Below are 11,779 nucleotides of genomic sequence, written 5' to 3'. Positions count from 1 at the left end.
AGCGCCGCGCCTACCAGGGGCGACGTGCGGAGAACCGGTCAGGCCTCCAGGATCGCGGCCACGCCCTGCCCGCCGGCCGCGCAGATCGAGACCAGGGCGCGCACGGTGCCGTCGCCCTTCTGCTCGGCCTTACGCTGCGCGAGCTGCTTGGCCGCTTGGGCCAGGATCCGCCCGCCGGTGGCCGCGAACGGGTGACCGGCGGCCAGCGAGGACCCGTTGACGTTGAGCCTGGACCGGTCGATCGAGCCCAGCGCGGCGTCCAGGCCGAGCCGCTCCTTGCAGTACTCCTCGGACTCCCACGCCTGCAGGTGGCACAGCACCACCGACGCGAAGGCCTCGTGGATCTCGTAGAAGTCGAAGTCCTGCAGGCTCAGGCCGTTGCGGGCGAGCAGCCGCGGCACCGCGTAGGTCGGGGCCATCAGCAGGCCGTCGCGCCCGTTGACGTAGTCGACCGCGGCGGTCTCCGAATCGACCAGGTAGGCCAGCGGCGTCAACGAGTGGGCGGCCGCCCACTCGTCGGTGGCCAGCAGCGCCACCGATGCGCCGTCGGTCAGCGGAGTCGAGTTGCCGGCCGTCATCGTCGCGTCGCCGGCCTTCACGCCGAACACCGGACGCAGCTTGGCCAGCTTCTCCGCCGACGAGTCCGCGCGCAGGTTGTCGTCGCGGTACAGCCCCAAGAAGGGCGTGACCAGGTCGTCGAAAAAGCCGCGGTCGTAGGCGGCGGCCATGTTGCGGTGGCTGGCCGCGGCCAGCTCGTCCTGGGCCACCCGGCTGATGCCCATCTTCTTGGCGGTGAGCGCCTGATGCTCCCCCATCGACAGCCCGGTGCGGGGTTCGCTGTTGACCGGGATCTCGACGCCCAGGGTCGCGGGCAGCGTGCCGACCAGCTTCAGCCGCTGCACGTTGGAGTTGGCCCGGCGCAGCTTGAGCAGCGTGCGGCGCAGGTTGTCGCCCAGACCGATCGGGGCGTCGGAGGTGGTGTCCACGCCGCCGGCGGCCGCCACCTCGTAGCGTCCGGCCGCGATGCCCTCGGCCGCCGCGACGGCCGCCTGCAGCCCGGTCCCGCAGGCCTGCTGCAGGTCGAACGCGGGCGTGTAGGAGGACAGCTGCGAACCGAGCACGCATTCGCGCGTCAGGTTGAAGTCGCGGCTGTGCTTGAGCACGGCGCCGCCGACCACCACGCCCAGCCGTTCGCCGGCCAGTCCGAAGCGATCCACCAGCCCGCTTAGGGCGGCGGTGAACATGTCCTGATTGGACGCCTCCGCGTAGGCCCCGTCCGACCGGGCGAACGGGATGCGGTTGCCGCCCAGGACGGCCACGCGCCGACGCTCGGAACTGCGCTGTTTGCTTGCCTCAGAGCTTGCAGGGGCCACTTGATCTTCTCCGTGTTTCTGCGGTCTATCGGTTTGGGAATCGCCCGTCTTGGGCCATACTACCCACGGTTCTTACTCTGCAGTAAGTTCGTCCTCGATACGGTTGTGATGTAGGCATACCCAGACTTCGCAAGAACATGGAAGGTAGCTCCGGTGGCTCCCAAGGCTTCGTCCGATCTGTTTTCTCAGATCGTCAATTCCGGTCCTGGATCGTTCCTCGCCAAGCAGCTCGGCGTTCCCCAACCCGAGACGCTGCGCCGCTACCAGGCCGGTGAACCGCCGCTGGCCGGTGCGCTGCTGATCGGCGGGGAGGGCAGGGTCGTCGAACCGCTGCGCGCGGCGCTGGACGCCGATTACGACCTGGTGGGCAACAACCTGGGCGGTCGATGGGCCGACAAGTTCGGCGGCCTGGTGTTCGACGCCACCGGCATCACCACGCCCGAGGGACTCAAGGGGCTGTACGAGTTCTTCACGCCCCTGCTGCGCAATCTGGGCCATTCCGCCCGGGTGGCCGTCGTGGGCACCACGCCCGACGCCGCCGGCAGCCCGCACGAGCGGATCGCGCAGCGCGCCCTCGAGGGTTTCACCCGCTCGCTGGGCAAGGAGCTGCGCAACGGCGCCACGGTGTCGCTGGTCTACCTGTCGCCGGACGCCAAACCCGCCGCGACGGGCCTGGAATCGACGATGCGGTTCATCCTGTCGGCCAAGTCCGCCTACGTCGACGGCCAGGTCTACTACGTCGGGGAGGCGGACTCCACGCCTCCGACCGACTGGGACCGCCCGCTGGACGGCAAGGTCGCCATCGTCACGGGCGCGGCCCGCGGAATCGGTGCGACGATCGCCGAGGTGTTCGCTCGCGACGGCGCGCGCGTGGTCGCGATCGACGTGGAATCGGCCGCCGAGGCGCTGGCCGAGACGGCCAGCCGGGTCGGCGGCACCGCCCTGTGGCTCGACGTCACCGCCCCCGACGCGGTCGACAAGATCACCGAGCACCTGCGCCAACACCACGGCGGCCGCGCCGACGTGTTGGTCAACAACGCCGGCATCACCCGGGACAAGCTGTTGGCCAACATGGACGACGCCCGCTGGGACGCCGTCCTGGCCGTCAATCTGCTTGCGCCGCTGCGTCTTACCGAAGGGCTGGTGTCCAACGGCACTCTCGGCGAGGGCGGCCGGGTGATCGGCCTGTCGTCGATGGCCGGTATCGCCGGCAACCGCGGCCAGACCAACTACGCGACGACGAAGGCCGGAATGATCGGCCTGACCCAGTCGTTGGCCCCTGAGCTGTACGGCAAGGGCATCACGATCAACGCGGTCGCACCGGGATTCATCGAAACCCAGATGACGGCCGCCATCCCGCTGGCCACCCGCGAGGTCGGACGCCGGATGAATTCGCTGCTGCAGGGCGGGCAGCCGGTGGACGTCGCGGAAACCATCGCCTACTTCGCCAGCCCGGCTTCGAATGCGGTGACGGGCAACGTCATTCGCGTCTGTGGCCAGGCCATGCTGGGCGCATAGGAGAACGTCATGAATCAGCCAAGCGGCCTGAAGAACATGCTGCGCGCGGCCGCCGGGGCCCTGCCCGTGGTGTCCCGCGGAAGCGAACTGCCCACCCGCACGGTGACCATCGAGGAACTGCCGATCGACCGCGCGAACGTGGCCGAGTACGCGGGGGTGACCGGTCTGCGCTACGGCAATCACGTGCCGCTGACGTACCCGTTCGCGCTGACCTTTCCGGCGATGATGTCGCTGGTGACCGGGTTCGACTTCCCTTTCGCCGCAATGGGATCGGTGCACACCGAGAACCACATCACGCAATACCGCCCGATCGCGGTCACCGACACCGTCGGTGTGCGCGTGCACGCCGAGAACCTGCGCGAGCACCGCAAGGGGCTGCTGGTCGATCTGGTGACCGACGTCAGCGTCGGCAACGACACCGCCTGGCACCAGGTGACGACCTTCCTGCACCAGCAGCGGACCAGCCTTTCCGACGAACCCAAGCCGCCGCCGAAGAAGCAGCCCAAGCTGCCGCCGCCGTCCACCGTGCTGCGTATCAGCCCGGGGCTGATCCGGCGCTACGCCGACGTCGGGGGCGATCACAACCCGATCCACACCAACTCCGTCGCGGCCAAGCTGTTCGGCTTCCCGACGGTGATCGCACACGGAATGTTTAGCGCGGCAGCCGTATTGGCCAACGTCGAGGCACAGATTCCCGATGCGGTCCGGTACTCGGTGCGGTTCGGCAAGCCGGTGGTACTGCCCGCGACGACGGGGCTTTACATCGACGAGCACAACGGCGGCTGGGACATTTCGCTGCGCAACATCGCCAAGGGCTACCCACACCTGACCGGCACGGTACGCGCGCTCTGAGCTGACGGCCCGCTAGCCCGCGTGCGTCGAAGTACGGCCCCGGGCAAGCAGTTTCAGGCCGTGGGCGCTGGTCGCGGTCAGCAGGAAGAGCAGGAACAGCCACAGCGGCGGACGGGCGAGTTCCCAGACGAAGATCGCCGCCCAGATCGGTGAGCCCTGCGTCACCGCGAGCACACCGGCCGCGCCGGCCAGCGACACCGCCGGCACGTGCAGGTGGGCACCGGTCGCCCAGTTGATCGTCAGGATCAGCGCCGCCCCGGCGGCGGCGCCGGTGGCCAGCGAGGGCGTGAGCAACCCGCCGGCCCCGCCGGCGCGCAGAAACAGTGCGGTCAGAAGGGGTTTCAGCGCCAGGATCGCCACCGCCGACAGCAGGGTCATGCCGCTGGCCAGGCTGACCGTGAGGATGCTGCGGCCGTTGCCCGGCAACTCGGGCCACCAATGCGAACAGATCCCCATCACCAGGCCCGCCCCGGCGAGCGTGGGGATCAGCAGCGGAGTCCGCAGCTGGCGGGCCGGGCGTGCGGCGGCCATCAACCGGTTGAAGGCCAGCCCGACCGCGAGAGCCACTGGCGCCAGCAGCAATCCGTGCGCGGTCAGCAGATACGTCGACTCTTCGACCGGCCACCGCAGGTTGGGCTGATCGCGGGTGATGGCCGAACCGACGGCGACCGCCAGGCCGGAGGACAGAAATGCCGCGCCCACCGCGCGCGGCTGCCAGGTGGTCAGCAGGATCCGGATCGAGAACAGCGCGCCGGCCAGCGGGACGGCGTACACCGCGCCGAGCCCGGCGCCCGCCGCGCATGCCAGCAGCACCTCGCGGTCGCGCGGTGTGAGCCGCTTGAGCCATCCGGTGCCCAAATCGCTGAGCGCCGCCGCGAATTGGCGTGGGGCCCCTTCACGCCCCAGCGACGCCCCGGACCCGACGAGCAGCACCTGCAGCAGCGCGTCGACGCTCCAGGACAGGCTCGGCACGGGTTCGCGGGCGGCGATGGTCTGCGCCAGCGGGGGCACCGCGGCCCGGCGCCGCAGGAGCCACCACCCCAGGCCGGCCAGGGCGGCGCCGATCATCGGGCCGACGATGCGGCGGATCGGGCTGCTTGCGGCCACCCCGGCCAGCAGCGCACCGAAGCTGTGGTGGTAGGTGGCGTGCTGGACGGCGCGCAGCACGAACGTCGTCGCCAATCCGGCAACTCCGGCGAGCAACCCGACGATGATTACCGCGCAAAAGAAGTCGAGGTTGCCGCGGTCCGAGCGGGGAGCGCTCATGCGGGCCACCTGAACGAATGTAGGCCTAGTCGGCGGCGGCGTCCGAGCCGCCCGCGTCGGGGTGGGCCGCGGCCGCCTCTCGCTCGGCCGGTGACCCCTTGAGGCCGTACCAGAACAGATCAATCATGAGCTGGGCCGCCTCGTCGACGTCGACGTCGCCGGTGCTGAGCCGGTTCGCGACCGCCTCGCCGGCGCCCACCAGGGCCACGGCCATCATCTCGTGCTCGCGCTCGGAGCGCGGGTTGCGGCTGCCTGCCCGCATCAGCCCGGCCACCAGGTCGATGATCTGCTCGCGACCCTCGCGGACCATGTGCGCGAACGCCTGCGAGCTGGTGGCCTGGGTGTACATCACGATCCAGGACGCCCGGTTGGCGTCGATGTAGCGCATGAACGACGCAATGGTGTTGCGCAGCATGTCATTGGGGCTCTGCTGGAAATCGATGTCGGCGCGCACCACGTCGATGAACCGGCCCATCTCGCGGTTCAGGCAGGCGCCGAACAGATCTTCCTTGGAGCCGTAGTACAGGTACAGCATCGGCTTGGAGATCTGCGCCTCGGCTGCGATCGCGTCCATCGAGGTCTCGTGGTAGCCGTTGACGGAGAACATCTGCACCGCGGCGTCGAGCATCTGCTGCTCGCGAACGGCACGCGGCAACCGTTTGGTACCACCCGCCATCGCTTGCCTCTCAGCCCGTCTATCTGACTCAAGAGTAGGCAATGTGGTGCGGTGTCATGCCCAGTACCGCCTAAGGCGGCGACCCGCTAGTGGCCGCAGCTGGGGCTGGGGCCCTTCATCGTCGCCACCCGCACCAGCGAATCGTCGACCTGCTTGGCCGGCAGGTCGCCGGACGCCACCGCCTGTTGCAACCGGTCCAAGACCGCCGGCACTTCGTCGGTGGTGACCCATAGCGCGACGTCGACCCCGGCCCGCAGGCTGCGCAGCACGGCCTCCGACACCCCGTACCGGTCGGAGATGGCGGCCATGCTGGACAGGTCGTCGCTGAAGACCGGCCCGGTGAACGGCGGGCCCTTGTAGCCGACCCCGTTGCGCAGCAGCTGCACCGCCTCGGGGCTCAGGCTGGCCGGGGCGTCGCCCGTGAGACCGGGAACCTGTAGGTGGCCCACCATCACCCCGACCGGCGGCGTGGTCACCAGGGTCCGGTAGGGCACCAGATCGTTGTTCTGCAGGTCGTCCAGCGGCGGCGTGACGACGCCCCCGGTGTGCGAATCGCCCGAGCCGTGCCCGTGGCCGGGGAAGTGCTTGAGCACCGGCAGCAGCCCGGCGTCGCGCAGCCCCTGCGCATACGCACCGGCGTACTCGGTGACCTTGGCCGGGTCCGCGCCGAACGAACGGTTGCCGATCACGGCGTCGTCGGGCTCGTCGCTGACGTCGACGACGGGCGCGAAGTCGACGGTGATGCCCAGGTCGCGCATCTTCTTGCCGCGGTCGGCGGCCAGGTCGTGCACCTGCTGGACGGTTTGCGTCTGCGCCAGCTCGCGGGGCGACGGCGAGGTCCCGATCAACGACTTCAGCCGCGAGACCCGGCCGCCCTCTTCGTCGACACTGACCGCCAGCGGCAGCGGGCCCGCCTTGGCGGCGATGTCGGCCAGCGGCCCCTTGAAGATCGACAGGTCGGTCCAGCTGCCGATGAAGATGCCGCCCACGTGGTAGCCGTTGACGACGGCCCGGGCGTCGTCGGCGTTCTTTACGCCCACCATCAGCAGTTGCGCGAGCTTGTCGCGGATGCCCAGCGTCGCCGGAACGGCCGACGGGTCGGCACACACCGGCGGCGCCGGGGCGGCCACCGGCTTGCTCGATGTCGACGTCGACGGGCGGGGTGGGTGCGCGGCGTGGTGGCCGCAGCCGGCCAGCAGCGCCGACGCGGCGGCAAGCACGGCCAAGGTGCGCGAAAATGCCATCGGGCCATGCTTTCACGGCGGGCGTTTCGTGCCCGGCTCCAGGGGGCATCAACGGTACGTTCCTGATCAGGGGCTGGGGGCTGGTCGGGGCCCATTGACTGGCAGGGAGGAGCCAGCGATGAACGGTTTCACGTTGGCCGCCGCGGTCAGCGTCGCGGTGGGGTTGTCCGTCGGGGTGGCGACGACCGTCGGGATCACGCTCGCCATGGCCGACCACAGCCTGGTGCAGGCGCCGAGCCTGCAGCGCCCTGCGCTTCCGGCCGGCCCCTATCAGGTGGAATACGGCGACCGCTGTTTCCACGGGCACTGTCTGCACTGGTGACGAGCGCTCCCGGTGGCCGGGCGGCCTTCTGCTAGGTTGGCGCTAGGTCGAAACGACCGCAAGCCGAACCCTCAGGAGCCTTCAATGAACCGGATCGTTGCGCCCGCCGCAGCGAGCGTTGTGGTTGGCCTGCTGCTCGGCGCGGCCGCGATCTTCGGGATCACGCTGATGGTCCAGCAAGACACGAAGCCGCCACTCCCCGGGGGCGATCCGCAGTCGTCAGTGCTCAACCGGGTCGAGTACGGCAACCGTAGCTAGCCAGTCGCGGACGGGGACCGAAGCGTCGGTCTCGTGCTCGACGGCTGGGCCGGTGTCGCGCCGATGGTTGTGGTTGGTCGGTGCGATCGCACTGGCCCTGACGTTCGCCCAGTCCCCCGGACGGATCTCCCCGGACACCAAGCTTGACCTGACCGCGAACCCGCTGCGCTTTCTGGCCCGGGCGACCAACCTGTGGAACAGCGAGCTGCCGTTCGGGCAGGCGCAGAACCAGGCCTACGGCTACCTGTTTCCGCACGGCACCTTCTTTCTGGTCGGCCACGCGCTGGGCGTGCCCGGCTGGATCACCCAGCGGCTGTGGTGGGCGCTGCTGCTCACCGTCGGCTTCTGGGGGCTGTTGCGGGTCGCCGAGGCGTTGCGGATCGGCAGCCCGGCGTCGCGGGTGATCGCCGCGGCCGCGTTCGCGCTGTCACCGCGGGTGCTGACCACGCTCGGATCGATCTCGTCGGAAACCTTGCCAATGATGTTGGCGCCGTGGGTGTTGCTGCCGACGATCCTCGCCCTGCGGGCCGACGGCGGGCGATCCGTGCGGGCGCTGGCCGGCCAGGCGGGCCTGGCCATCGCGCTGATGGGCGCGGTGAACGCCATCGCGACCGCGGCCGGCTGCCTGCCGGCGGTGATCTGGTGGGCGTGCCACCGACCGAACCGGTTGTGGTGGCGCTACACCGGGTGGTGGCTGGTGGCGGTGATGCTGGCCACGCTGTGGTGGGTGGTGGCGCTGGTGATGCTGCGCGCCATCAGCCCTTCCTTCCTCGACTTCATCGAATCGTCCGGCGTGACGACGCAATGGTCGTCACTGGTCGAGATGTTGCGCGGCACCGACAGCTGGACCCCCTACGTGGCGCCGACCGCCACCGCGGGCGCCCCGCTGGTGACCGGGTCGGCGGCCGTGCTGGGCACCTGCCTGGTCGCGGCGGCCGGGCTCGCGGGGCTGGCCAGCCGGGCGATGCCGGCGCGCGGACGGCTGGTGACGATGCTGTTGGTCGGGGTGGTGCTGATGGCCGCCGGATACAGCGGCGGCCTCGGCTCGCCGGTGGCGCACGCGGTGCAGGCCTTCCTGGACGCCGGCGGCGCCCCGCTGCGCAACGTGCACAAGCTGGGATCGGTGATCAGGATCCCGCTGGTGCTGGGCCTCGCGCAGCTGCTGGGCCGGCTACCCCTGCCGGGCAGCGCGCCAACCTTGGTGTGGCTGCGCGCCTTTGCGCACCCCGAGCGCGACAAACGGCTCGCCGCCGCGATCGTGGTGGTGACGGCGCTGATGGTCAGCACGTCACTGGCGTGGACCGGTCGGCTGGCCCCACCGGGAACCTTCACCGCGATCCCGCAGTACTGGCACGAGGCCGCCGACTGGCTCACCGAGCACAACACCGGGACACCCACACCCGGGCGGGTGCTCGTGGTCCCAGGCGCGCCGTTCGCCACCCAGGTGTGGGGCACCAGCCACGACGAGCCGCTGCAGGTGCTGGGCGCCAGCCCCTGGGGGGTGCGCGATTCCATCCCGCTGACCCCGCCGCAGACCATCCGGGCGCTCGATTCGGTGCAGCGCTTGTTCGCCGCCGGTCGCCCGTCGGCCGGCTTGGCCGATACCCTTGCCCGCCAAGGCATTTCCTATGTCGCGCTGCGCAACGACCTGGACCCCGACACGTCGCGGTCGGCGCGTCCGATTCTGGTGCACCGCGCCATCGACGGGTCGCCCGGGCTGCGCAAGGTCGCACAGTTCGGCGCGCCGGTGGGGCCCGGCACGCTCGCCGGTTTCGTCGCGGACAGCGGATTGCGGCCGCGCTACCCGGCGGTCGAGATTTATCGGGTCGGCGACGACAGTGATCCCGCCACACCGTATTTCGTCGACACCGACCGGCTGGCCCGGGTCGACGGCGGGCCCGAGGCGCTGCTGCGTCTCGACGAGCGGCGACGGTTGCTGGGTCAGCCGCCGCTGGGCCCGGCGCTGCTGACCGCCGACGCGCGCGGCGCCGGGCTGCCGGTGGACGCCGGGGTGACCATCACCGACACCCCGGTGGCCCGTGAGACGGATTACGGCCGCGTGGACCAACATTCATCGGCGATCCGGGCACCCGGCGATGCGCGGCACACCTACAACCGGGTGCCCGACTATCCCGTCCCCGGCGCCGACCCGGTGACCGCCGCCTGGACCGGCGGGCGGATCACGGTGTCGAGCTCGTCGTCGGATTCCACCGCGATGCCCGACGTCGCGCCGGCGAACTCGCCGGCCGCCGCGATCGACGGCGACTCGGCGACCGCCTGGGTGTCCAACTCGCTGCAGGCCGCCGTCGGGCAGTGGATGCGGATCGATTTCGACCATCCGGTGACCAACGCCGCGATCACGTTGACGCCCAGCGCCACCGCCGTCGGCGCCCAGGTGCGCCGCATCCTGATCGAAACCGCCACGGGCAGCACAACTTTGCGGTTCGACGAGCCGGGCAAGCCGCTCGCCGCAGCGCTGCCCTTCGGCGAGACCCCGTGGGTGCGGATCACCGCCGCGGGCACCGACGACGGATCCGCCGGCGTGCAGTTCGGCATCACCGACCTGTCGATCACCCAGTATGACGCCTCCGGATTCGCCCACCAGGTCGACCTGCGGCACACCGTGCGGGTGCCCGGGCCGCCGCCGGGCTCGCCGATCGCGGGCTGGGACCTGGGCTCGGAGCTGCTGGGCCGGCCGGGTTGCGCCGCGGCGCCCGACGGCGTGCGCTGCGCGCCGTCGATGGCCCTGGCCCCGGAGGAACCGGTCAACTTCAGCCGCACGCTGACCGTGCCGGCGCCGATGTCGGTCACCCCGACGGTGTGGGTGCGCCCGCGCCAGGGCCCCAAGCTGGCCGACCTGATCACCGAGCCCAATACCACCGTCGCCCACGGTGATTCGGACACCGTCGACGTCCTGGGCTCGGCGTACGCCGCCGCCGACGGCGACCCGGCCACCGCGTGGACGGCGCCGCAGCGGGTGGTGCAGCACAAGGCCCCGCCGACCCTGACGCTCACGCTGCCCCGCCCCACCGAGGTCACCGCGGTGCGGCTGGCCCCGAGCCGCTCGACATTGCCCGCGCACCCGACAATGGTGGCCGTCAACCTGGGCGATGGCCCGCAAGCCGCCACGATGAAACCCGACGGCGCGCAGACAGTGCCGCTGAAACCCCGGGTGACCGACACCGTGACCATCAGCCTGCTGAATTGGCAGGACGTCATCGACCGCAACGCTTTGGGTTTCGACCAGCTCAAGCCGCCCGGGCTGGCCGAGGTCGCGGCGCTGGGTGCCGACGGCAAGCCGATCGCGCCCGCCGACGCGGCCCGCAACCGCACCCGGGAGATCAGCGTCGGCTGCGACCGCGGACCGGTCATCGCGGTCGCGGGGCGGTTCGTGCACACCGCGATCCACACCACCGTGGGGGCGATCCTGGATGACGCGCCCGTCGCCGCGGTGCCCTGCGACCGCGACCCGATCGCGCTGCCCGCGGGCCAACAGGAGCTGCTGATCAGCCCCGGCGCCCAGTTCGTCGTGGACGGAGCCGAACTGACGGCCTCGGCCGCCACCGAAGTCGCACGGCCGCTGCGTGTTTCATCTTGGCGGGCCTGGGGTCCGGATCGCCGCGAAGTGCAGGCGTCCGCTTCGTCGACCTCCCGGGTGCTGGTCATCCCGGAAAGCATCAACCCGGGCTGGGTGGCGCGCACCGGCAGCGGCGCCCGCTTGACGCCGATCGCGGTCAACGGGTGGCAGCAGGGTTGGCTGGTGCCCGCGGGTGACCCCGGCACCATCACGCTGACGTTCGCCTCCAACTCGCTCTACCGGGCCGGCCTGGCGGTGGGCCTGGCGCTGCTGCCGCTGCTGGCGATGCTCGCGTTCTGGCGCAGCCGAAGAAAGGACGACGGCGACGCGCCCGCGCGGCCGTGGCGGCCCGGGCCATGGGCGGCCGTCCCTGCGCTGGCCGCCGCGGGGGTGATTGCCGGCGTGGGCGGTGTCGCGGTGATGGGGACCGCACTGGCTCTGCGGTATGCGCTGCGCAGGGAGCGCTGGCAACGCCTCGGCGTGCTGGGCAGCGCCGGCGGCCTGATCCTGGCCGGCGCGGTGCTGTCACGGCAGCCGTGGCGGTCGGCCGACGGCTACGCCGGCCATTCCGCCGGTGTCCAGCTGTTGGCGCTGATTTCGCTTGCGGTGCTTGTCGCTTCGGTGGTTGCGCTCCCCGAACGTGCACGGGGGCGGCGCGACGAATAGTCGGTTGGGCTATTGGCTACCCGTCTA

At 70.9% G+C, this 11,779-nt stretch carries 9 protein-coding genes; 5 read left to right on the top strand and 4 right to left on the bottom strand.

The window, feature by feature from the left end; all coding sequences use genetic code 11:
• Window positions 1-38: 38 nt before the first annotated feature.
• The gene (locus ACYQ8K_RS18595) at window positions 39-1,373 is read right to left on the bottom strand and encodes an acetyl-CoA C-acetyltransferase (protein ID WP_459971236.1); all 1,335 of its coding nucleotides are present in this window, start codon (window positions 1,371-1,373) and stop codon (window positions 39-41) included.
• 153 nt (window positions 1,374-1,526) lie between these two features.
• Here ACYQ8K_RS18595 and ACYQ8K_RS18590 point away from each other — a divergent pair, with 153 nt between their 5' ends.
• Both ACYQ8K_RS18590 and ACYQ8K_RS18585 read left to right on the top strand, forming a co-directional pair.
• On the top strand, window positions 1,527-2,891 hold the full coding sequence (locus ACYQ8K_RS18590; protein ID WP_459971234.1) for a 3-oxoacyl-ACP reductase: 1,365 nt from the start codon (window positions 1,527-1,529) through the stop codon (window positions 2,889-2,891).
• A 9-nt stretch (window positions 2,892-2,900) separates the two neighbouring features.
• Window positions 2,901-3,743, top strand: coding sequence for a MaoC/PaaZ C-terminal domain-containing protein (locus ACYQ8K_RS18585; RefSeq protein WP_459971232.1), 843 nt, complete (start codon window positions 2,901-2,903; stop codon window positions 3,741-3,743).
• A gap of 12 nt (window positions 3,744-3,755) precedes the next feature.
• On the opposite strand, the gene ACYQ8K_RS18580 is transcribed toward ACYQ8K_RS18585, so the two are convergent.
• From ACYQ8K_RS18580 to ACYQ8K_RS18570, 3 genes are all read right to left on the bottom strand, one after another.
• The gene (locus ACYQ8K_RS18580; protein ID WP_459971231.1) at window positions 3,756-5,009 is read right to left on the bottom strand and encodes a chloride channel protein; all 1,254 of its coding nucleotides are present in this window, start codon (window positions 5,007-5,009) and stop codon (window positions 3,756-3,758) included.
• Between the two features lie 25 nt (window positions 5,010-5,034).
• Complete coding sequence (locus tag ACYQ8K_RS18575) at window positions 5,035-5,685, bottom strand: TetR/AcrR family transcriptional regulator (protein ID WP_459971229.1); 651 nt, start codon at window positions 5,683-5,685, stop codon at window positions 5,035-5,037.
• A gap of 86 nt (window positions 5,686-5,771) precedes the next feature.
• Window positions 5,772-6,929: a glycoside hydrolase family 3 N-terminal domain-containing protein gene (locus ACYQ8K_RS18570; protein ID WP_459971228.1), complete on the bottom strand. Its 1,158-nt coding sequence runs from the start codon at window positions 6,927-6,929 to the stop codon at window positions 5,772-5,774.
• Window positions 6,930-7,047: 118 nt separating this feature from the next.
• Here ACYQ8K_RS18570 and ACYQ8K_RS18565 point away from each other — a divergent pair, with 118 nt between their 5' ends.
• From ACYQ8K_RS18565 to ACYQ8K_RS18555, 3 genes are all read left to right on the top strand, one after another.
• A complete protein-coding gene (locus ACYQ8K_RS18565; protein WP_459971226.1) occupies window positions 7,048-7,251 on the top strand; it encodes a DUF2613 family protein in 204 nt (67 codons plus the stop codon).
• A gap of 84 nt (window positions 7,252-7,335) precedes the next feature.
• Entirely contained in the window at window positions 7,336-7,509 is a 174-nt protein-coding gene (locus ACYQ8K_RS18560; RefSeq protein ID WP_007769006.1) for a DUF2613 domain-containing protein, read from the top strand.
• A gap of 52 nt (window positions 7,510-7,561) precedes the next feature.
• Complete coding sequence (locus ACYQ8K_RS18555) at window positions 7,562-11,752, top strand: alpha-(1->3)-arabinofuranosyltransferase (RefSeq protein WP_459971223.1); 4,191 nt, start codon at window positions 7,562-7,564, stop codon at window positions 11,750-11,752.
• The last annotated feature ends 27 nt before the right edge of the window (window positions 11,753-11,779 follow it).

This window comes from Mycobacterium sp. MUNTM1, from assembly GCF_054660795.1.
Note: the sequence above shows the minus strand (reverse complement) of the source record. Positions and strands in the feature narration are given on the sequence as shown.